Source organism: Paenibacillus antibioticophila, assembly GCF_000455265.1.
Lineage (GTDB): Bacteria > Bacillota > Bacilli > Paenibacillales > Paenibacillaceae > Fontibacillus > Fontibacillus antibioticophila.
Map to the genome: position 1 here is coordinate 140,661 of NZ_HG005143.1, position 22,880 is coordinate 163,540.

Genomic DNA, 22,880 nt, shown 5'->3' on the forward strand with positions numbered 1-22,880 from the left:
TTGATATTGTGTACTACAATAATCCAACAATGCGTCCGAAGTCAAGCGACATTTAACTTAACCGTTCCCCTCGCGATGCCATTCCGCTACAACAAGCTCTACGATACGCTGGGCAGTATCCTTCCGGTACGGCAGGACATGACCGTGATAAGGATAATACATCAGATAGCTGTATAACGTTTCATAGCCTCCCTTTTCCCACTCCTCGCGATGAGGCAGATAGCCTGCGCAGCCATTCGTGTAGCCATTAAGGAACAGCAACTGCGACTCGACTCTGAGAGAGGCTTCAAGCGAGATTTCACAAAAAATCTCATCCGGCAAGCCGCAAAAGCAACCTTCATTCAGGAAGAAGAACTGGACACTCGTCTCCTGGATTTGACTCACAATGCCAGCCTGTCTAAGCCTTTCGCACTCGTCTAGCCAGGACGCCCCCTCTATTCCAAACCGAGCGCGCGCCTCATCGGCGATTTGCAGCGCCTGCTCCTCTGAGGGCACGTCAGAATGAAATTCGATCTTCCTGCTATACAGGGAGAGGCGCTCCACTTGGCTCGGTTCAAATTGAAGCCGCTTAGCATCTTGCAGGATCAGGTCGGAAATTCGCTCCACATCCTGCAGCGTACCTCCGTTAATCGTGTTTACTCCTCTAGGCTTGAGATTTCCAGACGCTCCTTGAAGCAGCATGACCGGACAACCGAATTCATCCGACAGCTTGTCTCGGGTCATCCCGAAATAATCGCTGGATATATCCGTATGCTCCATCAGGATATTGGGATGTGCACCGACCCTTAGAACCAAGGCCAACGGGCGGCCGTTAGCCGCATTAACGATTTGGAGCGCTCCGAGGCGCTTATCTGCAAGCGAGCATCCATCCCTCCGATTTTCGGCTAATTCCGAATACGTGACCGACCAACCGATCAAGCAGGGCTGCAACTGGAGCAGCGCTTCCCGGGTCGCCTCAGCTACCTTGCTGCACAGCAGGGTGAAATATCTCTGTCCATTTAACGGTGATAACGGAGCGGGAGCAGAATGGGTATGTGAGAAATTAAGCATTATCCTGGCTGCAGGAATGCCTAGTGCTTTCGCTGTTAACGAACGCAATTCATCCGATAGCTTCGCAGTCAGTCCAAGACTGTCTATCGCGATCAAACAGCTGCGCTCCTGTCCGAGCTCGAACAGAACGATCTGTACGCTTAGGCGATGCAGAATGCCTCTCGCTTGGCCGTCTCCCCTATAGCCGCCAATCAACTCAACCGGAAAATCGGGGGTAATGTCTTTTTGCGAAAATGCGGCTTTGCAATGATGGGTTAGATTCATTGAGCTCTCTCCTTAGTTATTCTTTGGATGGATCAAGCCTGAATCAGGGCCCCTTTTCTATCCTCTTCATGCATTCCCGGCCCTGTCAGGCTATGCATGAAGATTTAACAATAGCTAGGTTCATACCTATCACTCCCGGATAATTTCTGATTCTTATTCCTCATATTACCATGGGGACATCATCTTTCCGGGGATAAAAGATCACATGCGAGTCATTCACTCCGTACTCAGCACCTCTAAAAGCCCCATCTCAAGACAGACGCGGAGCGACAAGGTTCGAAGCTCCTGTGCAAACCGGATATCGACCAGATCTCCATTCACCCCGGTCACCTCGCCCGTTCCGAAGCTGCGGTGCTTTATACTGTCTCCAGGCCGGATGGCGGCCGAATTGACGCTGCCTTCTGCCGATGACGCTGCCTGCTCCGGCTGCAACAGCGAGCGGACATGTGAGACGAAGCGGGACTCACCCGTCTTCTCTCCGCCCCGCTCCCGGCAGGAGATCAGTTCAAGATGTCGCTTCGCCCGGGTCATGCCGACATAAAATAAGCGAACCGCCTCCTCCATCCGACTCTCATCTCCGGATGAATAGGCTTTAATATCCTCGGAGGATGGAATCATGCCGTCCATCAGATCAATCATGTATACTCTCTCGAATTCAAGACCTTTCGCACTATGAAAAGTAGAAAGGGTTAATAGCTGTTGATCCTGCCGATGTCTCTTAGAGGTCTTTAAAGCTGCCTCCAGCTCCTTCAACCTGGCCGCAAAGGCCTCCATCGACTCCTGCGTTCCGGCTATTTCCTCCAAGGTGCCCAGAATCTCATTCAAGTTATCCTTCCGGTGTCCTTGCCACTCGCACAGCTTGTCCAGCCCCTTATCGTACCCGAGTCTCTCACGGATCACCCGAATAGCCGGCAGCGGCGGCATCCCTTTCATCTCCCGCAAGGTATCGCGGACAGCTTCCAGCGGCTTGATTTGATAGTCCTTTAAGGGAACATGCCGGAGTAAATTATCGAACACGGATTCCTGATTGTCGATGCTCAGCAATGCTGCCATCTGTTGCTTGCTGATGTACCCGTTCATTTTCAAGTGAATTTTGTGGAGCAGGTCTGCACGTTTGTCCGTAAAGGTCATCCGCATGAAATTCAGAATATCCTCGACGACCCAATGGGAGAAGAAGCGATTATCCATATCCTTGATGTAAAACGGAATCGCTGCCTGGTCCAACGCATGAACCATGGCAATGGAGGAAGCATTGTTCCGATACAGAATCGCCGAACTCGCGAGCTGATCGCTGTCCAAGGAGCGAAGCTCCTCCACCAGATAGGCTGCCTGTGCCCTTGAATCCGCGGCCGTATGGATATGAATGGTGCCCTCGTCTTCATTTTCCGTGTACATCTTCTTGTCATAGCGCTGCTTATTGCGCCGGATAAACCGATCGGCTGTATTGACGATAACAGGGACTGACCGGTAATTTTGTTCCATGAAAAGCACTTCGGCGGAAGGATAGTAATCTCGGAAATGAAGCAGATATTCCGGTTCTGCGCCGCGCCAGCCGTAGATCGACTGGTCATCATCGGCCACGACGAACAAATTGCCATGACGCTTTACCAGCTTGGAAATGAGCTCGTGCTGCACTAACGAGGTATCCTGACTTTCGTCTGTCAGCAGATAGTCGTATCTTTCCTGATAAGCTGCAAGCAGCGCAGGATGATGATCCAGCAAATCGTTAGCGAGCGTGAGCATATCATCGTAATCAACAAGCAGACAGGAATGGCTCGTACGCTTAAAGCGCTCATATTCTCTTAGGACCCGTTCCGCCTGAGCAACACTAACCTTGACAGCTCCCCATTGATCCTCGGATAGCATTTTATTCTTTACATAGCTGATATAAGTCGTCAGTTCCTCCATTTGGTCGTCTGTCAGCGGTTCTCCATTTATGGATTTATAGATATGCCGCAAGATGGCCTGCTTGTATAAAGGCGGCTGATCCGGGGATGCGGAGCGGACTCCAGCCTGATCCATGCTCCCTTCGATAATCCGGAAGGAATCCGGCTGATCCCGGTAATGCTCCCGAACAATCTCAAAGCACAGGCTGTGGATCGTAGAGAACTGCACCTGAGCATGCTGGCCTGGAAAATAACGGACAAACCGCTCCTTCATCTCATTCGCAGAGGCACGGCTGAAAGTCACCGCCTTGATCCGGGACGGGCGGACTCCAAGTTCACGTACGAGATATCCGATTCGCATCAGCAATGTGGTCGTCTTGCCCGAGCCTGGAGATGCAAGAAGCAGGACGGCTCCCTCTGTTTGGGTGACCGCCTGCTTCTGGATTTTGTTCAAAGATACGCCCAGTTCATTCTGGATATATGCAAAATAGTTCAACGGTAAATCAATGATCGTATCTGTGGCTGCTTCTGTAGTCATCATTGTCTATCCTTTCTACCCACAGGTATTCAAGATAGGATTATATCAGATTTCAGCCTTGGGGGCGTTGCCGGTCCAAATAAAAAAAACCAAGAATTCGTCTCCGAATCTTGGCTAGATCAAAATTTCGTTAATTTCCGCTATAGGAGTGGTTCTTGGTGTTACATAATTTCTGCATTTTTCAAGGCATGCTCCCAACTGGGAAAGTAGAATAAAGCGCTCCGCATTAACTGGGGATCCTTCTGCTTTACCTGCTTCTTGTTCACAGAGTTCCCCTCTGAATGAAGCTGTCTGATCCGGGCAAGAACCTGATCTGCATCAAGTGTAATATCCATCCCATCACCCCCCTTGGCTCCATCATTGCCATGAGCAGGGGAATCTATGCAGTAGGATTGGATTTCTCTTCCAATTCTTATTTAATTCCAATCCGCATCCGATATCCAAATCGCATGGTTCTGCTACCTTCGCTGAATTCCTTCTCTACACGGTTTCTAAAAGCTTCAATTGCCGGGGCAAGCGCCTCCGGCTGCAGCTTTAACACGGTCTGCAACCCGCCTTGGCTGAGTGCCAAGCCGATAAAACGCTCTGCAGTGCAGTCCTCCTGATGATGAAATACAATTTCCCGTGTATAACGAAATACTCCGCTCTCCCGAAGGGTCGCAAGATGCTTTTCTTTATCGCGCTTAACCGCACCGCTGTCTGGCGCCTCAAGCCGCTGCAGAAGCTCATCCCCGGCTGCGATCAGCCGCACATACTCCTGCTCCAGCTGCCACCCGATCACAGGAGGCCAATCGCAATCAAAGGCAGCGAATACACCCCCTGGCTTCAGCACCCGATTTACTTCCTGCAACGTGCTGATCGGCTCCATCCAGTGGAACGACTGGGAGCAGGTGATCAGGTCAACCGACTCGTCCGCGGTATCCAGCCGATTAGAAAATCCCTTGACGAAGGTAATTGCATCTGCACCGCTGCTGCGCAGCTTGGCCTCCGCCTGTTCTCTCATCCCGTCATTAGGTTCTACTCCGATGACACGCTCCGCATGTCCATTCCAGATCATGGTCGAGAGACCCGTTCCACACCCGATATCCATAACGAGCTGCGGCTTCCGTCCCAAATAGCCTTCAAGAATCTCAAGAACTGCCTTCGGCGCCTCTGGACGATGCTGATCATACAGGGCTGCAAAGCCGGTGAATCTCTCCACATTTTCTTGTCTGTTTCCCGCAGGTATATTCATCTTCCGCTTCTCCTCTCCCGAATTGTTATCATTATACCATTTCAGGAAGGAGGTTGAAGCTGGTCGCCAGGCTCGGCATTGGTTTCTATTCGGATTTCATCCGGCATGCGCTTCGGCTTGGAGACACCCGGAACCTCCCGAGGATAGAATTCGATCATCTCCGAAGAATACACCGTGATTTGGACCCTGCCCTGACCCGAGAATGTCCGCAGCAACACAGGCTGATTATACGGATTGCGAAAAGCAAAATCAGGACCTCCCCAGCTGACCGTTGCATCCCGTCCGGAAGGGACATAAGGAACGTGCCTGCTGTGCGAATAACGATGGACGACCTGTAATCCGGCACGGTCAATCGCATTAAACAGAGTGGAGGAGACTTGGCAGATACCGCCGCCAATGCCTTCGGATAATTCTCCTCGTACGATTACCGGCGCCTGCTTATAACCTTTCTCCCGTGTTCGGATTCCTACCGTTTCGTTGAAGGAAAACGTCTCTCCGGGGAATACAACGGTATTGTCGATGGCCTTTGCCGCCAGATGGATATTATGGGAGCGGCTCTGATTCCGGGAATTATAATAAGTCACATAATAACCGATCGCCTTTTCTCGCAGCGGAGCCAATATTTCACTGTCTACCCGCGGATAAAGCGCCCTTCGAGGAACCTCAACCGCTGGCGAGCCTTCTCCATACATAAAATCATAAAAAAGCTCAGCAAAACGCTCTTCATCCAGCGTATAGCCAATAACCTCCGGAATAATCGCACCGGAATTTCCGAATCGGGCGTTCTCCGGCTGCTTGTGCACCACGGGAACAAGACTTTTCATCAGCGAATCCAGTTTGGCTTGATCCACAAGGGGCCAGACCGGCTGCTCATATTCCTGTCTCTCCACATTAGCTATCGTCTGTTCTTTGAAGTTAATTGATAAATGGTCCGGCACTGCAGGCTGAAGCGCCAGTATTGTTGATACCGCTGTGGCTGCAATCCATTTCAAAGTGTATACACCTTCGATCCAAGTCCAATTTTTGATTAGCTTGACCTGAATCCCTATATCTCATACCACCTTGGAGACATACAACCTATGAAGCAGCAAAAGACACAGACTGGAGCTTTGTCCCACCGTAACGGGTGGGTTGCAACATGATTAGCACAGCCAACCACAAGCGGTTCCCCATTTGGCCGGAAGACAGCAACATAAGAGGGACGAGGGAGGTCCGCTATTCGCTCAATCGAGCAATCAAGTGCTTATTGGCATTAAAATTGCCGGGGGAGAGGCTCTTGCGACAAAACAAGTGACATATGGCATTAAAATTGTCGGGGGAGAGGCTCGTACGACGAAACAAGTGACATATGGCATTAAAATTGCCGAGGGAGAGGCTCGTACGACGAAACAAGTGACATATGGCATTAAAATTGCTGGGTCACATGAATAGCCGCTCGGGAACGTAAAATTGTCCCAGAGCGGCTGCGGCTGTTCCATTTCATTCTACTATTCAGAGGAAGTATAAATAAGATATTCCCAAGGCTCCAAGGTGACATGCTGCTCAGCTGCTAAGGCTACAGAGGCTCCATCCTTGAAAGATCTGTATTCTCCGGCAAAGGAACCTATCTGAACCTTGTCCTCGACTGCTTCAGACGATAGGTTGGCCACAACGATCACCTTGCTGTCTTCCTTTTCCCTGGCAAAAGCCAGTACTGGATCTCCCCTGGTGTCAAGACGCTCAAAGCTGCCTCCTGCATCCCCGTTCCCCAGCGCTGGGTGGGCATGCTTCAGTTCCGTTAACTCCCGGTAGAAATCCTGCATCGCCAGATTATCCCAGACAATCTCATCCTTCTCAAAAAATTGCAGTCGCTTGTTCAGTCCCGCCTCTTGCCCGGAATAGATCAGAGGCATCCCCGGCATAGTGAACGTGAGAACCGCCATCGGCTCAACGGCCTCGCCCAGCCGTTCAAATTCTGTCCCGGTCCAGGAGTTCTCATCATGGTTCGAGGTAAAATGAAGCGGATAAGTGCCCTTGGGATAGCCGGTGCTTATCCGTTCGCCATAGCGAAGCACTTGCTCCACACGGCTCTGTCCCTGTTCCTTTGCAATGCTGTTCATCAGATTGTAGAACTGCCAGCCGTAATTGGCATTGAAGGCATAGCTAAGCAGCTTGATCTGCTGATCGTCTTCAGCGAGCATAAAGACCGGTTTGATCTGCTCCAATTGCTTGCGGGCCTCTTCCCAGAAATCCGTCGGCACCCCGCTTGCATAATCACAGCGGAATCCATCGATATCAAATTCCTCGACCCAGTATGTCATGGCATCCAGCATGGCGGCCCTCATCTCGGAATTATCGAAGTTCAGGTCCGCCACATCCGACCAGTTCGTTCCCGGCGGTTGTACGACATTGCCTGCTTCATCGGTCGTGTACCAGCCGGGATTGCCCAGCCATTCATGATCCCATCCGGTGTGATTGGCGACCCAATCCAGCACGACCTTGAAGCCCATGCCATGGGCCTGCTCCACCAACGCCCTGAAATCCTCTTCATCCCCGAATTCCGGGTTAATTCCCTTATAGTCTTGCACGGCGTAATACGATCCCAGCGAGCCATTGCGCTTCACTTCCGAGATCGGGTGAATCGGCATCAGCCAAAGAATATCGACGCCAAGCTCCTTGAGCCGGGGCAGATGCTCGGCGAAGGCGCGGAACGTCCCCTCCTTTGTATATTGCCGTACATTGACCTCATACATCACGGCTTGATCCGCCCACTCCGGAACCGGAGCAGACCGGGATATCGGCTCCTTCTCTCCTTGCGGCTTCTTGTCACCTTCCCCTGTGTCTCCGCCGGAAGTCCCTCCACAGGCACTGAGCCCCAGGATTGAAATCATGAGCGGAACGACAATGAGCCATTTCGTCGGTTTATTCAAAGCATTCACCTCCCGGTTATTTCTGGTGAATCCGAATTTCCATGTCTGACGACGGGCGGGATATCCATAACGTCAATTCCTGCTCGGCTTCGTCGTAATAAATTTCAGGGCTGTTTGATGCTTCAACGGCTCCGTCCGCTGAAATTGCGCCTACGGCGATTTCTCCCGGCAAGAAGGACAAATGCTTGAACCGCAGCCGCCAGGTATCCAGTGAGGTCCCATAGCCGGAATGCAGCGTATCGATGCGCAGCTTGATCACGCTCGCCTCTTCCTGAAGCCGGAAGCGGCGCAGACTGTAAGCGCCAGCTTCATAATCCAGGGTCAGCCCGTCATCCTCATACAGCTCAAAATGACCTGTCGACTCGTCCCCCGAGCAATACACATCAATCGTCAACTCCCTCTGCGCTTCAAGGTCCGTCGACTCTACGACCGGCTGATGCGGCACAATCGCTCCTGCCTTTACGTAGAGCGGCAGGCGTTCGAGCGGAGCCTCCGCCAGAATATGCCGCCCGCCTTCGTACCGCTGACCGGACCAGTAATCGATCCAGGTTCCCGCCGGCAAATAAACGGCCCGGCAGGTCGTCCCCGGACGATATACCGGTGCAGCAAGCAATTGCTCACCCAGCAGGAACTGGTCACACAGATTCGTGACATTCGGGTCCTCCGGATACTCCAGCACCAGCGGGCGAAGGACCGGAAGCCCGGTTTCGGCCGCTTCCCGGAACACCGAATAGATCAGCGGCAGCAAGCGATATCTCAATCCGATATACTCCCGGCAGATCTCCTCCACCTCCGGGCCGAAGCACCACGGCTCCTGGCGGATCGAACGAAGCTCGCTGTGATTGCGGCAATACGGGAACAAGGCTCCCATCTGCGTCCAGCGGACAAGCAATTCCCCGCTCGTATGGTGAGCGAAGCCGCCGATGTCGGGCCCGGCAAATGCCACGCCCGACAGCCCCAGGTTAAGCACCATCGGTATGGACATCGCCATATGCTCCCAGAAGCTGCGGTTATCTCCTGTCCATACCGCGGCGTACCGTTGAATCCCGGCATAACCGGCCCGGGTCAACACGAACGGTCGATGGCCGTTCAGGTTGCGCTTCATGCCTTCGGCGGTTGCCTTGGACATTAACAGTCCGTACAGATTATGAATCTCTCCGTGGCTTACAGGCTCCCCGTTATTGCCGTGCATCGTATCCAGATCCATCGTCATCGACGGGTTGAATACCGCCGGCTCGTTCATATCGTTCCAGATTCCTTCGATACCCATCTCTGTGTAGAAGCGGTGCAAATCCCCCCACCATTCCGAGGCGCGATCCTCCGTAAAATCCGGGAAGACGCTCATCCCCGGCCAGACCGGCCCGACGAAGGGCTGACCATCCGGCTTCAGACAGAAGTAGCCGTTCATTGTCCCTTCCTTGAACACCGGGTAGTTCATGTCCAGCTTCACGCCGGGGTCGACAATCGGCACGATCCGGATGCCCAGCTTCTTAAGCTCCGCAATCATCCCCTTGGGGTCGGGGAACCGTTCCGGATCAAAGGTAAAGACCCGGTATCCTTCCATATAGTGAATGTCGAGATAGATGGCATCACAGGGAATCTGCTTCGCCCGGAACGTGCGGGCCAGCTCCAGCACCTCCTCCTGCGACATATAGCTATAGCGCGATTGATGATACCCGAGCGCCCAGTGCGGCGGCAGCTCCATCCGTCCCGTCAGGGATGTATAGCGCGAGACGACGCCCTTCATATCCGGTCCCGGAATGAAATAGTAATCCATGCTCCCTGTTTCGGTCTGCATCAGAAAGCTGTCCGTGTTGCTTCGCATATCAAAAAACGTTCTTCCCGGATTATCCAGGAACAAACCGTACGTGTAGTCTTCCTCATGAACGACGAGCAGCGGAATGGATTGATATAATGCCTCGATCTCCGGAACATGCGGAGCATAAACATCGCTGTTCCACATTTCATAACGCTCGCCCTTCTTATCGAGAGCCCCTGTCTTTTCACCAAGACCGTAGAAATGCGCCGATTTCCCAGCCGTAAACAGTCCGGTGACAGCCTGGCTCTCATCCCATGCCAGCGGAGCCTGATCCGCAATGAATTGGCGGCTGCCGCTCATAAACGAAATCCCGCCATCCTGCTTGCCGATAGACAGAATCGCCTCGCTGGTCGCAAATGTATACTTATCTCCCTCTTCCGTAAGCCGCGCCTCCGGCAATGTCCCCCCTGAATTCTCCTGCGGCACAACCGCAACGGTAGATTTCATCGAGAGAACTGCATCCTCGCCGGCAGCTCCGGGAAAGAGCTTGAACCGAATCATCCCGCGCGGAAGGATCCGGATCACCAGACTCCCGTTTTCTGCGCTGATGATCAGGTCCTGCTCCTGCCTTCGGACAGACTGAACCGGGCCGAGGGTCATAGACCCGATCGTTCGGCCAACGGCCTGCACCTTATCAGGACTGATTGCTTCACTTGTCAGCATGTCTCTGCTTCCTCCTGCCAATTACGCTATAAATTTGATGATAGGCAAGTACGTAAAATGCTCCCTTGCTTTTATCTAAATCTCAATCATTTATCAATATTAGAAAATAGAGCCGCACACTCAACCCTTGACCGATCCGAGCGTGATGCCTTTCACGAAATATTTTTGCAGGAACGGATAGATGACCAGCAGCGGCAGCATGGAAATAAAGATTTTCGCCGCATTCAAGGTCTGGTTCGATAGGTTGGACATCCGTTTCACCGATTCCTCATCCATCTTGGTCGGGTCGATGACGACAGCTACCTGCCGGATATAGGATTGCAGCGGGTAATGATCCGCCTTGTTCATCAGCACGAGCCCTTGGAAAAATTCATTCCAGTGATACACGATGGTGAATACCAGCACCGTAGCCAGCACCGGCATTGCCAGCGGCAGCAAAATGCTGAACAGGATCCGCCAAGGCCCTGCGCCGTCGATCAAGGCTGATTCCTCCAGCTCCTTGGGCATATTTCGGATGTAGTTCATGACCAGAATGACGTTAAAGACCGGTAATCCTCCGCCTAATACAAGCCCCCAGATGCTGTTGATCATGCCCAGTGATTTCATCGTCAAATACCATGGAACAAGTCCGCCGTTAAACAGCATGACGAAGATCAGCAGCCACATGATGATGTTTCGCGGGCGGAATTCCTTCGACGTCTTCGAAAGCGGATACGACATTAACAGAATCGCAAAGAACGAGATGGCCGAGCCATAAGCGACCCGTTGCACCGAGATGAAGAAGGACCTCAGAAACTGGCTGTCATTCACAATGGTTCTGTACGAATCAAAGGTAAAGCCCTTGGGCCATAAAAATACAGTCCCTGCCGCAGCCGCAGCTTTGTCGCTGAGTGAGATGGACAGGGTATACCACACCGGCAAGAGGCACAGCAGCATGGTCAGAATCAATACAACGACATTCAAGCCGTTAAACAATCGGGATAACGCCGAACGTTCGGTAACCATATGACTTCATCCTTTGTCTTAAAAAATCCGGTAGTTGGCGAACCGGTACGCCAGACTGTAAGAGACTGTTATCAGAACAAATCCGACCACCGATTTCAGCAAGCCTACTGCGGTGGCAAGCCCGTATTGCATATCGATCAGGCCAGCACGATACACCCAGGTGTCGATAATGTCTCCTGTCGAATAGACGGACGGGTTGTAGAGGTTGAAAATCTGGTCGAATCCGGCATTCAGAATGTTGCCGAGACTCAGCGTAGCGAGCAGAACGGCAACCGGCAAAATGCTCGGGATCGTAATCTTCGTCAGCCGCTTCCATTGAGAAGCCCCGTCGATGGCGGCCGCCTCGTACATTTCCGGATTGATCGAGGTCAGCGCCGAGAAGAAAATGATCGCATTGAACCCGAATTCCTTCCACACATCGCTTCCTACCAGGAGGGCCGGAAACAGTCTTTCATTTGTGAAGAACATCATCGGCTGTACGCCTAACACTTCCAACAGCGAGTTAACCGGGCCGTTATAAGAGAAAATATCCAGCATCATTCCGGCCACGATGACCCAGGAGAGGAAGTGGGGCAAATACACCGCAGTCTGCACCGTCCGGGTAAATAGCTTATGCTTCACTTCATTCAGCATCAGCGCAAAGGCGAGCGGAACGAGCAGGTTGCCTACCATTTTCGAAAAGGCGATCAGGATCGTATTTCTGAAAATCAGCTTGCTATCGTCAAGCTCGAACATATACTGAAAATTCTCCAGCCCGACCCAAGGCGACTTCAGAATGCCAAGTCCCGGATTAAATTCCTTGAACGCCGTCAGAATGCCGTACATGGGCAGCAGATTGTAAAAGAAAAGCCAGATCAGACCCGGCAGCAGCATCAGATAATAATGTCTGTTAAAGCCTTTGTTCAGCATGCTTCATATCTCCTTATTAGGATGTCAAGACGAGTACCAGGTACCCGTCTTGACGAAGAATCAACCTATTTAAGTTCATTCACTTCTTCAGTGATTTTGTCGCCGCCTTGATCCTTCCATTTCTCCACAAAGGTATCGAACGAATCCAGATCGGTACTGCCCATAATAATCTTCAGGAATGTCTCGTCCTCGAGCTTTTTCAGGTTGGTCCATCTGGACTCCATCGTCTTGGTCTGAGCCGTGGCGATACTGCGTACCCAGTTGATATCGGCATCCACGAAGGCGGAACCGCCATTCAAGTGGGCGTACAGGTGAGTGAAGAATCCGGCATCGGTCTCTTGATCCCAGTATTCGATATCATAGTTATCCATCGGATCTTTCTTGACATTCAGAGCATGGTTCGCCATTTCATAGGCCCAGCCATAGTTGTTATTGTCGAAGTCTTCCAAGGTCATTTTGCCTGCAAGGTAGTCGCGAAGCGAGTTCACAGCATACTCAAGCTGGTCACCGGCACCCAGAATCAGGAACAACGGCACCTCTTGCGAGGTCATTTGTTTGCCTGCGGTCAGGGTCTGATATTCTTCATCCTTGCCCCATTGATGGAGTGTCGTCATCTTGATGACGGTCTCAGGATGCTTGTAATTCTTGCTGACTACGAGATAGCTGCTGCCTGTGGCCGAGTTGGAATTAAACTTGCCGGAAGCATCGAGAGGAGCGGCATAGGCTCTCCAGTTGGCCTTCGGATCGTTCTTGATATTGTCAGGAATGTTGTTATAGGCGGACCACCAAGGCCCGAAGAAAATACCGGTCTGGCCGCTTGCCACAACCTCGCCTGTGCTCTTGCGTACGCCCAGCTCTTTATCAAGAATGCCCTTGGCATACCAATCTCTCATCAGGGCAAGCGTCTCCTTCGTCTCTGGTGTTGTGGAGCCGTACACGGCATTGCCGTCTGCATCCTTCACCCAAATCCCCGGATAGGCGCCGTTGGCAAAGAAGATCGAGGAGAAGTTATACCAATGATCCGTCGAGTTCAAAAAGGTAGAATAGAGTGTTCCGCCTTGCTGCGTGCCGACTATGCCGATCGAATTTTCACCGCCCATTTTATTATCGATGAACGATTGGGCGATTTTCTCAATGTCCTCGAGCGTCTTCGGCGGCTCCAGGCCCAGCTGGTCGAGCCAGTCCTTACGGATCCAGGTCAGCGGAGCGGAAGGAAGCGTCGTCTCCGGAAGGGCATACAGCTTGCCGTCAAAGGTGACGCTGTCCAGCAGCCCGGGGTTGGAGTCGTAAACCGCTTTCAAAGCCGGGCTCGCGTATTTCTCATAGACTTCCTTCAGGTCGGCCAGTTGCCCGGCTTTCACCATTTGTCTCAGCTGAGTTTCGTTGACGATCATTGCATCCGGCAAATCGTTACTGGAGATCGCCAGACTGACCTTTTGCTGGTAATCGGTGCCGTTAGCCGCTTCCCAGGCATGCTTGACGACGATATTGTATTTGTCTTTGAGCCAGCGGGTGTAGACGTTGTCCTCTGACGTATCTGTGCCGTCAAACTTGTAGTTCGGGTCGATGCCCCGGCCGACGGAAATCTCGGTAGGCTCGTCGAACTTCGCGAACGGGTCCGCCACTTCTTCCACCACCGGCGTGTTCGTTCCGCTATTGCCGCCCGATGCATCGGGACTGTTCGAGGCGTTGCCCCCGGCATTCTTATTACCGCCGCCGCAAGCGGACAGGCTCATCGCTACGAGAATGACCGAAAGCAATAATAACAAATGCTTTTTCATTTTGCTCCCCCTTTAGGATGGTTACTTCTTGTGACGACTTCACTATAGCACGGGCTTATCGATGCGAGGGATAGAGAGCTTTCGTTGATCAGGGTAGAGAATTTGACGCTAATTGGACTCAACTCTGCGGATACTGGCGATAGATTTCATACCTCGTCCTGTGTGACAAAATACCTTCAACCCGTTGATAGAACACCAAGTCCAGGTTGACAGGAGATGAGTTCCGCTTACGCTGGAATACGCTGATTTTGTGCGGAATTTCGTATAAAAGCCTTCGTCAAAAGGGCCTTGTCGGTGCCCTTTGTACGAAAAACCATACAAATTCCTTTATGCATGGCCGATACGTGCAAGTTTTGTGCGAAAAACCGTACAAATTCCCTCAGGTAAGAGCTAATCACGCTAGATTTGCACGAAAAATCATACAAAGCCTTATTGCCTTGTTGCGCCTGCCCGCATCCATCCCTGTTCAAGCGCTCTATCAGCGCTCTATCGCTGCAAAAAAGCTCCGCGCGCGTTATTCGTCTCTCAATATAGGAGAAAAAAAGGCGCACGAAATGTCTACCTACATTTCGTGCGCCTCTCTACCCTTGGCCTATTGCCCGGAGGAAGAAGCCTGCTGCCTGTATTCGCTGGGCAGCAGGCCGACCTGCTCGCGGAATAACCGGCTGAAATATTTCTCATCGTTATAACCGCATTGCTCAGCAATCCATTGAATTGTTCGGGACGTATTACGCAGCAAGCTCTTCGCCTGCTCCATGCGAGTGACACGGACGTAATCCGCAAAGGACTGGCCCGTGTACTGCTTGAAGCATTGGCTGAAATAGCTGCTGCTCATATTCACCAACTGAGCGATCTCACCGGTGGAGATCGATTGGCTCAGATTCTGACGCGCAAGATTCATCGCTTTATCCAGGCTGCTGCGGATCTCAAGCGAAATTTGCTGTTTCGCTCCTGCCAGCCGAATCTGATCCCGTGCCCCTGCCAGCCACAATTCAAAGCTATACCAGCTAGGATAGTAATCCTCCATCGTGATGGGTTCCTCCAAGGTTGGCCTGTACAGCCGGTTCCATTCATCCGAGAGTGAAATGAAAATCCGGATCAATCGCACCGACGGGAGTCTCATTCCCTTCAATTCCAGCAACAGCTTATAAAATAGCTGGTCCTCATAAATCCATTCCGTTCCGCTCCAACGGTCTCTGATGGAATCCATGGAAGGACTCTGCTCCGCGGAATCCCGATTCACCAGTTCCCTTGCATCCACATAACGCACCGGGGAGAAGGGTTCATAGTCATAGAACAAGTCGTGCTTCTTATAGGAACGAATGACCTGAAGAATCGTCTTGCGATCGAGCCCCTCCAGCCCGGTCAGCGTGACCCGGGCCACACCGGGTCCAGGCTGATATTCCGCATCAGCATCCGTATTCCCGTCCTCAGCTTCCTCAGCATGCCAATACCAGACCCCGGGCTCCGCTTCAACAGCGGAGGGCGGCACCTGGCCTGACTCCGCCACATCCCCGGATGAATTTAGAGTATAGCAGAGCTGCAGGGTAGTTATGCCTTCCCTCTCCCAACTGCTATCCGGATCCGGCCTGGTTGAACCTGATTCCTTCTGCTTCATCAACCGGCTGACCCGGCCTAGCACCTCCTCGAACTGCTCCTTCTCCAACTGAATTTTTGCAATGTAATCAATCGCCCCGAGCCTCAGCGCTTCTTGAATGTATTCGAAGTCTTGATGGAGCGTCAGGACGACAATCCTGACTTGACGGTAGCGCTCCCGGACGATTCTCATCAGCTCAATCCCTGACATCACCGGCATGGAAAGATCGGTCATCAAAAGATCCACCGGATTGGATTCCATGAATTTCAAAGCGTTCTCGCCATTGTTGGCTTCTCCGACAACCTCCATCTCAAATTGGTGCCAGGGCATCGCGGAGATAAGTCCCTTCCGAACCAGCTTGTCATCATCTACAATCAGGACCCTGATCATCCTGTCAGTCACCCCCGTTCTGTTCCCTGCCGTTGATCGGAAGCCGAAGTGTAACTACCGTTCCTTTGCCCAGGTCGCTCTTGATGAACAACCCTGCCGAATCGCCGTAATTGGCTCTCAAAATTCTCTTCACATATTTCATGCCGATCCCCATCCCGACCTTATGACTTTCCTTGCTGTCGTCATGCAACAGACTGGCTATCTTCTCGGGAGTCATGCCTTCCCCGTTATCCTGAATGACAATGACGAGGACATCCCCTTGCAGCCTTGCGCTGACATTGATATATCCATCATCGCTAACCCCGTGATATAAGGCGTTCTCAACCAAAGGCTGCAATAAAAAGCGCGGGCTAGGCAAAGCCAGACACTGCTCATCAATATCCAGGTCCACATCGAACTGGAAGTCGTACCGGATCTGCTGAAGCTGTAAATACTCCTTAAGCGCCTCTATCTCGTCTCCGATCGTCGAGGCCTCTCCCATTTTGCCCAAATTATAATAGAGCAGCTTGTTCAAACTGAGCACCAGCTTGTCGATCTCCGTCTGGCCATTCATAAGTGCGAGCCAGTGCACCGTATCCAGCGTGTTCATCAGAAAATGAGGATTGATCTGGTAGAGCAGCTTCTCTACCTCAAGATCAGCCCTTCGCTTTTCCTTCTGCTCGATTTCATTATAAAGAGCCCATATTTTCCCCTTCATGCTGCGGGTCTGATAGAGCAAATAGTCGAATTCCGGGATAAACGTCTGCTCCGTCTGTACCGTTACATCGGAATGTATTAACGACTTAATCTCCCGGTGGAATTTATCCAGCGGCCGGTAGACCATCTTCCATAACACCCAGGCCATAAGTACCGTCACCAGAAGAAAAATGAGAAAGATGCCGGTAATCTGAATCAGCCAGCGGTTCCGCTCCTGCTTCAGCTCATGCTCGGGCAAGACGGATACGATACTCCAGCCCTGATTGCTGATCTCCCGGTTCCAGAAGTACTTACCGGAGTAACCGGAGGTCGTCTCGGGATTCCCCCCGGGAAACATCGTGTTCACCGGGAATTTATCCGGTACCTCACTGAAAGCGATTTCACCATCATCGTTAAGAAGCAGCAGTCTTCGGGAGCTGTCCTTCTGATTCTGCGGCGCGAACAACGACTTAAGCGCATTACGTCCGGATTCAATATAAAGGTAAACATTCTGATCCGGAAGATTCACCTTGCGCATGATGCTGAAGACATATTGGTTAATCGAGCCATTATAACTGGTGTGCGGGCCGAAGTAGGTGATCTCCGGATACGTGGACAGCACCGGCAGACTGTCAGGCTCAAAGCTCCCTCGTACCCTGAAGTTCTCATATTGATAGGCTTGTTTATCGGGATAATAATACAGCACCAAGCCCACGTTGGGATTAGAAAAGGTAATGATATTCAGCTCGCTGCGCAGCTCGTTAGCAAGCCTCAACCGCTCGTAGGGCTCCTGCCCGGCCGCAAGCTGCTCGAACAGCCGGTTCGTTCCGACCCCGTATGCAAGCTGCTGGGAGACATGGCTCATATTGCTCAGCGCATTCTCAAGAGTCATCAAATCCTGCTTCAGATTACTCTGCAAGGCACTCTCCACTTTATTGCCGATAATCGAGTCAATCGTATAAAAAGAGATGAAGCCAAGGCAGATGAACGGCGCCAAACTGCTGATAAGAAAGATGAAGATGATCCGGTTTTTGAATGTTATATTTTTCAGCCGCCTAAGGATTCTGTCCGTAAGCTTCACCCTTTCCTGATTACTTCCCCCATAAATGCGAGTTCAAAAAGTCAGGTTTTCAGCACCGAGAAGGTTGCGAGAACCCGAAGAAGGAGGAACGGAGTGTAGGCAGAACCTACATGACTCCTTGCAATACTTCGTGATCAAAAGGTGACTTTTTGAACTACCTCTGTAAGATTCAGGAGCCTGGAGAGCCCCCATTTATACATCATAGCGTGAAATACGATCCAGCAGGGGGGAAAGTTCACCGAGATCAGGGTAGAAGATTTAGCAGGAAAGAACCGTTTGACATTCCTTCCAGATCGAGGTATATATCAGACAAAAACAAGGAGTGATCTGAGATCATGGAGGAAAGGGTCCCGGCACGCGAGAAAGTATTCTATTCCGGCGGTTTGCTCGGGCAAAACATGCTTTACAGCTTCATGTCCGCCTATATCCTCTTCTTCTACACCGACCTGCTCGGCATAAAGGCTACCACCGCCAGTCTCATTCTCGTCGTTGCCAGCATCGTCGATGCCTGTCTGGACCCGGTGATGGGCATGATTGCCGACAAAACGCGAAGCCGATGGGGAAAATTCCGCCCTTACCTGCTGTTCGCCCCCTGGCTGATTGCTGCGGCAACCGTCCTTTGTTTCTGGGACTTCGGTGCTTCGCCTGGCGCTACACTCGCAATTTCCGCAGCGGCTTATTTGCTCTGGGGCATGCTCTACACCGTCTGCGACACCCCATTATGGGCTTTATCCTCCGTGATCTCCACGGCGCCTAAAGAGCGGAATCTGTTGGTGACTCTGGGCAAAATCGGCGGGATGCTCGGGGTTGTCGTGATCACGATTGGCGGGATCCAGCTCCTGCTTTCTTTTGGCGGGGAACGGAACTCGCGCGCTTATTTACTCTCTGCCATCCTTATCGGCGTTATCGCGGCAGTCCTGATCTTTCTTACCGGCTATACTTCCAGAGAGCGGATTGCCCCTCCGGTGGAACGCATCTCTTTTCGCCGTAATATTCAGACCGTCTATAAGAACAAACCTCTGCTTGTCCTGCTCTTCTCCCTGCTCGTTATGAATCTAGTCATTAATTTAATGCAAGGGATTCAGCTGTATTACGTTATTTATGTGTGGCAGGATGCCGGCTTTGTAATGAAAATCGGTATTAGTCTGGTGGTTGGAATGATTCTGGGGATGGGAGCTACACCGAAGCTGCTTCATCGTTTTCCTAAAAAAAGACTATATATTTTCTCTTGTCTTTTCGGTTGTCTTTCATGTACGATCACATTTTTGTTAGGTCAGCAGAATCCCGTTCTTATTCTGATTATGCTCGGCTTCAACTTCTTCTTTTGCGGAATGGCGACCGTGGTCAGCACCTCCATGCTGCTTGATACGATTGATTATTCCGAATGGAGACTCGGCTTTCGCGGCGAGGGCATCGTCTTCTCGACCAATACCTTCATCTCTAAATTTAGCGGGGCTGTGTCACGGATGATGATCGGCGCAGGCCTGGGTCTGCTGCATTATGTGGAAAATCAGCCCGTTACCGCACAGCTGCAAAACGGACTCAGCTTCATGATGCTGATGCTCCCCGCCCTGTGCTTTGCCGCCGCCATTATTCCTGTACTGTTCTATGGAATTACCGAGCAGCAACGCATCCATGTCCAGGACGAGTTGGAGAGAAGGAGAACTACCCTTTCAGGGTGATCCATGAGCATGTCATGAGAATTGTACGTTCCATCCACCCATTTCCATACAAAGGAGCGATCTTACGATGAACTCATCGCTGAACGAAATCAACAAGCTATTGGCGCCGCCTGACATTGCCGACTGCCGGAAAATCCTGTGCATTCAGCCTCATCCCGACGATAATGAAATTGGCATGGGGGGAATTATCGCCAGCTACGCTGCAAGGGGCTGTGAGATCCACTATTTGACGATCACAAACGGCGATCTCGGCGCACTGGACGCTAGCTTGTCTCATGAACAGATTGCCGAAGCAAGAGTACAAGAGACGGAATTAGCGGGCAGACATCTGGGGGCATCCTTCTTTTATACACTTGGCTATGAGGACGGAACCCTTCAGGACATCCCCTCACTCTCTCAAAAAATAGCCGAGGTCATCCGTCAGGTTCAGCCGGAAGCGGTATTCTGTCCGGATCCTTGGTTGAATTACGAAGCGCACTATGATCATATCGTCACCGGAAGAGCGGCGGCACACGCAGTCATTAGCAGCTCTCTGCCTTCCTATCCAAAGGGCACGCAGACAACGCCATGGCAGCCCGCCGCCATCGGCTTCTACTTCACTTCCAAACCGAATACCGTTATTGACATTACCCCGTATTACGAGCAGAAATTCGATGCTATGCGTCTGCATAAAAGCCAATTGTCGGAAGAAATGCTTGGCCTTTACTATATTTATTTCAAGGAATTAGGACAACAACTGGCGGCTGACCGGGATTTTGAAATCGGCGAAGGGTTAAAGGTGCTGTCCCCGCTTCACCTGCACTGCTTCGTCAATGCAGAGCACATCTAAATGCAAACGACGCCGTATCCCGTCTTGACGGCAGACAGAATACGGCGTCTTGCTTTTCATAGATATGAACCTTATTTCTTCCCGGTATTTATCCCGGCAGACCATCATTGCTTCAGGCTTTACCATCGATGCGAAGCAAGACAGCCTCTCGCGCCGCTTTTGTCAGCGAGTTGAGCACCAGTTCATAGGAATGATCGATCATGTCCTGCAGATCACTCATGGGCAGACTTCCGTCCGCCACTACGGTATTCCAGTGCGTCTTGTTTAAATGGTATCCCGGCTGAACGCAAGGATGCTGCTCCCGCAAATTCGCGGCAATCACAGGATCGCATTTTAAGGATATATGGGTCTCGCCAGCATCAGTCTGGCTCAGCAGCGCAAACATCTTGCCGCCAACCTTCAATACTAGCGTTTCAGGACCAAACGGATAATCCTCGACAGCTCCTTTTTTCGAAAGACCATAACCTGTCAGCTGCTCTAGCAAAAGAACCACTCCTTAAAGGATGTTGTCGACACTGTTGCCTAACGGACTGCGGCAAATCCCCATAGAAATGCCCTTGGACTGGATGGCTGCCTTCAAACGAAGGAGTGGAGCTCCTGAAAAGACCTCATCAATCCGCTTGCTCATTTGCTCTCTCTCAGCCTGGGTAACGGGCTCGCCGGAAAGCAGCTTTCCAAACCAATTTGCTATTTCAACAGGATACACATTACCCGCCATAGAGGACAGCCGATTAAATCCGAGCTTAACCTTATCCTCCAAGCCCGTATCCCCGCCGGCATAATAGTAAAACTCCTTATCGATCTTGCTTCGTAAAAACTCGACCTTCGACGGATCGCCTGCTTCTTTTATCCCAATTACCTGTTCCAAGCGGCTTAATTGCAAAATAGCATCCACGGACAGATCAAATCCGGTTCTTCTGGGATTGTTATAGAGGATCACCGGCTTATTGCTCGCTTCCGCGATCTTCTCTGAATATCGCACCGCTTCCGCTTGAGAAGGAAGAATATAGGGCGGGTAGCCTAATAGAATTCCAGCCACTCCCGTGCCCCGGATCGCTGCCGCCAGCTTCACAGCTTCGGTCTCCCGGATGGAGGCAACCCCAAAGATGATCTCCATATGACCACACAGCTTCTTGTCCTCCGTCACGGCTTGAAGCAGCATCAGCTTCTCTTCAAGATTCATACTATGCTGCTCTCCTGTTGAACCGCTAACAAGCACAGACTGAGCACCTTGACGATGCAAATCATGGATATGCGCGAGCGTCGCCTCCACATTTAACGATTCATCCTGATTAAAAGCCGTTGGAACTGCGATATGCACCGTTGCTTTAAGCATGGCCCGCCTCCTTCATCTCTAACATGTTCTTCTTCAACATATCAGAATTTGGAGGAGACGGAAAGAGTGTCAGGAGAGCAACCCGTCAGCCCAAGCCGCCAATTCCTCCCGGAGTCTATTGCCCAACAGATCGACTTTGGAGAAGTCCATCGCAGACACATAAATCCCCTCCAGCTCGTCGCGGTACCGCTTCGCTTCCGCCAGACGGCTTATAGCGTCCTTCATGCTCTCCTTATACCGGGAGCTCACTTCTGCAAGCTGCTCCGCATAACGTTCATCCGTTCCCGGCTTCACGCTGGCAGCATAAGTATCAATGACCTCATCTCCTTCCCGCTCCGGGAAGTATTCATGCGGACTGGTGCTGTCAAAAATCGCGAAATTCAGCTCGCGGACAATAACCATATCCAGGCTGTTCGGATCAAATCCGCAATGATAGATTTCAACGTCAAAGCCGCGGTTCTCCGCCTCAGCTGCAATCTTCTTCAGCATGGTCGATTTGCCGGTGCCTGCCCGGCCCTTTATAAAGTAACGGCGCGTCAGGCCCTCCGTCAGATTCGGCACAAAGTCAATCGCTCCGGCAGGCGTAGCCGCCCCCAGAAACCGATGCTTGACGATCGAGCGCTTCTCAAGCCGATGATCTCCGAACAATTGCTGCAGCATACGGCTGGTCAATTGATCCGCCTGCTCAAAATCCATCTGGGCATAATAAATCCGCTCCCATTGGTCATGAATTCGGAGCGCCTCGGCAAACTTGCTGTAAGCTGCAGCATAGGCATCGGCAACCTTTTGATTGATCAGAAAAATCTGTTCCTTTTGTCCGATCAGAGCACGGGAATCCCATGCTTCTCCAAGATTTACATACTCTTCAACGGCTCCCGGAGCCTTTGGCTCGATCACATGAGGTGCCGTACCATCCACTACGCCGGCTCCCAATGCCGGAATGATCACCGCGTCGAGAGATTCGGCGTCGGAGGAGCAATGGACCAGTTCAACATCGTAGCCCCGCTCATGCCACTCCTTGCCAATGCTCTTCATCAGCGTGGACTTCCCGGTGCCGGGACCTCCTTTCAAAATGAATAAACGCTGGAGATCCTTCAGATTGGATTCAAACAAAGAGTAAAAGCCCCTGGCCGTATTCCCGCCGGCAAAATATCTCAATTCTCTTGCAGTCACACATCCACTTCCTTTCCGATTCTTCCCTGAATACTGTCACCTTACAATATGCGTCAGGT

18 protein-coding genes are annotated in these 22,880 nt (G+C 51.6%); 3 read left to right on the plus strand and 15 right to left on the minus strand.

Annotated features, from left to right (window positions below; translation table 11 throughout):
- Window positions 1-57: 57 nt before the first annotated feature.
- The 5 genes from TX85_RS23400 to TX85_RS23415 all read right to left on the minus strand — a co-directional run bounded on the left by TX85_RS23400 (window position 58) and on the right by TX85_RS23415 (window position 5,964).
- Entirely contained in the window at window positions 58-1,314 is a 1,257-nt protein-coding gene (locus TX85_RS23400) for a hypothetical protein (RefSeq protein WP_044482324.1), read from the minus strand.
- A gap of 216 nt (window positions 1,315-1,530) precedes the next feature.
- Window positions 1,531-3,738 (minus strand): ATP-dependent helicase, encoded by a 2,208-nt coding sequence (locus tag TX85_RS23405; RefSeq protein WP_044482465.1) that lies wholly within the window; start codon window positions 3,736-3,738, stop codon window positions 1,531-1,533.
- A 161-nt stretch (window positions 3,739-3,899) separates the two neighbouring features.
- Window positions 3,900-4,073, minus strand: coding sequence for a hypothetical protein (locus TX85_RS27105; RefSeq protein WP_187375193.1), 174 nt, complete (start codon window positions 4,071-4,073; stop codon window positions 3,900-3,902).
- 77 nt (window positions 4,074-4,150) lie between these two features.
- Window positions 4,151-4,972: a class I SAM-dependent methyltransferase gene (locus TX85_RS23410; RefSeq protein ID WP_044482325.1), complete on the minus strand. Its 822-nt coding sequence runs from the start codon at window positions 4,970-4,972 to the stop codon at window positions 4,151-4,153.
- A 41-nt stretch (window positions 4,973-5,013) separates the two neighbouring features.
- Window positions 5,014-5,964 carry a VanW family protein gene (locus TX85_RS23415; RefSeq protein WP_044482326.1) on the minus strand — a complete coding sequence of 317 codons (951 nt, stop codon included), beginning with the start codon at window positions 5,962-5,964 and terminating at the stop codon, window positions 5,014-5,016.
- A 247-nt stretch (window positions 5,965-6,211) separates the two neighbouring features.
- Between TX85_RS23415 and TX85_RS23420 the strand changes: the two genes are divergently transcribed.
- Window positions 6,212-6,403, plus strand: coding sequence for a hypothetical protein (locus TX85_RS23420; protein ID WP_148444407.1), 192 nt, complete (start codon window positions 6,212-6,214; stop codon window positions 6,401-6,403).
- Between the two features lie 56 nt (window positions 6,404-6,459).
- Here the strand turns inward: TX85_RS23420 and TX85_RS23425 are convergent, their stop codons facing one another.
- From TX85_RS23425 to TX85_RS23455, 7 genes are all read right to left on the minus strand, one after another.
- The gene (locus TX85_RS23425) at window positions 6,460-7,881 is read right to left on the minus strand and encodes an alpha-amylase family glycosyl hydrolase (RefSeq protein WP_233500845.1); all 1,422 of its coding nucleotides are present in this window, start codon (window positions 7,879-7,881) and stop codon (window positions 6,460-6,462) included.
- 16 nt (window positions 7,882-7,897) lie between these two features.
- The gene (locus tag TX85_RS23430) at window positions 7,898-10,363 is read right to left on the minus strand and encodes a glycoside hydrolase family 31 protein (protein ID WP_049895204.1); all 2,466 of its coding nucleotides are present in this window, start codon (window positions 10,361-10,363) and stop codon (window positions 7,898-7,900) included.
- 120 nt (window positions 10,364-10,483) lie between these two features.
- The gene (locus tag TX85_RS23435; RefSeq protein ID WP_044482328.1) at window positions 10,484-11,368 is read right to left on the minus strand and encodes a carbohydrate ABC transporter permease; all 885 of its coding nucleotides are present in this window, start codon (window positions 11,366-11,368) and stop codon (window positions 10,484-10,486) included.
- Window positions 11,369-11,386: 18 nt separating this feature from the next.
- On the minus strand, window positions 11,387-12,277 hold the full coding sequence (locus tag TX85_RS23440; protein ID WP_044482329.1) for an ABC transporter permease: 891 nt from the start codon (window positions 12,275-12,277) through the stop codon (window positions 11,387-11,389).
- Window positions 12,278-12,342: 65 nt separating this feature from the next.
- On the minus strand, window positions 12,343-14,058 hold the full coding sequence (locus TX85_RS23445) for an extracellular solute-binding protein (RefSeq protein WP_044482330.1): 1,716 nt from the start codon (window positions 14,056-14,058) through the stop codon (window positions 12,343-12,345).
- A gap of 592 nt (window positions 14,059-14,650) precedes the next feature.
- Entirely contained in the window at window positions 14,651-16,045 is a 1,395-nt protein-coding gene (locus TX85_RS23450; RefSeq protein ID WP_044482332.1) for a response regulator transcription factor, read from the minus strand.
- A 4-nt stretch (window positions 16,046-16,049) separates the two neighbouring features.
- Window positions 16,050-17,717: a sensor histidine kinase gene (locus TX85_RS23455; RefSeq protein ID WP_316244905.1), complete on the minus strand. Its 1,668-nt coding sequence runs from the start codon at window positions 17,715-17,717 to the stop codon at window positions 16,050-16,052.
- A 419-nt stretch (window positions 17,718-18,136) separates the two neighbouring features.
- Between TX85_RS23455 and TX85_RS23460 the strand changes: the two genes are divergently transcribed.
- On the plus strand, window positions 18,137-19,483 hold the full coding sequence (locus TX85_RS23460; protein WP_044482334.1) for an MFS transporter: 1,347 nt from the start codon (window positions 18,137-18,139) through the stop codon (window positions 19,481-19,483).
- Window positions 19,484-19,550: 67 nt separating this feature from the next.
- A complete protein-coding gene (locus tag TX85_RS23465) occupies window positions 19,551-20,312 on the plus strand; it encodes a PIG-L deacetylase family protein (RefSeq protein ID WP_044482335.1) in 762 nt (253 codons plus the stop codon).
- Between the two features lie 112 nt (window positions 20,313-20,424).
- On the opposite strand, the gene TX85_RS23470 is transcribed toward TX85_RS23465, so the two are convergent.
- From TX85_RS23470 to TX85_RS23480, 3 genes are all read right to left on the minus strand, one after another.
- A complete protein-coding gene (locus TX85_RS23470; RefSeq protein ID WP_044482336.1) occupies window positions 20,425-20,796 on the minus strand; it encodes an MmcQ/YjbR family DNA-binding protein in 372 nt (123 codons plus the stop codon).
- A 12-nt stretch (window positions 20,797-20,808) separates the two neighbouring features.
- Entirely contained in the window at window positions 20,809-21,648 is an 840-nt protein-coding gene (locus TX85_RS23475) for a dihydrodipicolinate synthase family protein (protein ID WP_044482337.1), read from the minus strand.
- A 69-nt stretch (window positions 21,649-21,717) separates the two neighbouring features.
- Window positions 21,718-22,821 carry a PRK06851 family protein gene (locus TX85_RS23480; protein ID WP_044482338.1) on the minus strand — a complete coding sequence of 368 codons (1,104 nt, stop codon included), beginning with the start codon at window positions 22,819-22,821 and terminating at the stop codon, window positions 21,718-21,720.
- Between the last annotated feature and the right edge of the window lie 59 nt (window positions 22,822-22,880).

Excerpts from the sequence above, each read along its gene's own strand:
- TX85_RS23460 (WP_044482334.1), top strand. The coding sequence starts at position 18,137 with ATGGAGGAAAGGGTCCCGGCACGCGAGAAAGTATTCTATTCCGGCGGT.
- TX85_RS27105 (WP_187375193.1), bottom strand. The coding sequence starts at position 4,073 with ATGGATATTACACTTGATGCAGATCAGGTTCTTGCCCGGATCAGACAG.
- TX85_RS23410 (WP_044482325.1), bottom strand. The coding sequence starts at position 4,972 with ATGAATATACCTGCGGGAAACAGACAAGAAAATGTGGAGAGATTCACC.
- TX85_RS23465 (WP_044482335.1), top strand. The coding sequence starts at position 19,551 with ATGAACTCATCGCTGAACGAAATCAACAAGCTATTGGCGCCGCCTGAC.
- TX85_RS23405 (WP_044482465.1), bottom strand. The coding sequence starts at position 3,738 with ATGACTACAGAAGCAGCCACAGATACGATCATTGATTTACCGTTGAAC.
- TX85_RS23450 (WP_044482332.1), bottom strand. The coding sequence starts at position 16,045 with ATGATCAGGGTCCTGATTGTAGATGATGACAAGCTGGTTCGGAAGGGA.
- TX85_RS23440 (WP_044482329.1), bottom strand. The coding sequence starts at position 12,277 with ATGCTGAACAAAGGCTTTAACAGACATTATTATCTGATGCTGCTGCCG.
- TX85_RS23400 (WP_044482324.1), bottom strand. The coding sequence starts at position 1,314 with ATGAATCTAACCCATCATTGCAAAGCCGCATTTTCGCAAAAAGACATT.
- TX85_RS23445 (WP_044482330.1), bottom strand. The coding sequence starts at position 14,058 with ATGAAAAAGCATTTGTTATTATTGCTTTCGGTCATTCTCGTAGCGATG.
- TX85_RS23430 (WP_049895204.1), bottom strand. The coding sequence starts at position 10,363 with ATGCTGACAAGTGAAGCAATCAGTCCTGATAAGGTGCAGGCCGTTGGC.
- TX85_RS23435 (WP_044482328.1), bottom strand. The coding sequence starts at position 11,368 with ATGGTTACCGAACGTTCGGCGTTATCCCGATTGTTTAACGGCTTGAAT.
- TX85_RS23475 (WP_044482337.1), bottom strand. The coding sequence starts at position 21,648 with ATGCTTAAAGCAACGGTGCATATCGCAGTTCCAACGGCTTTTAATCAG.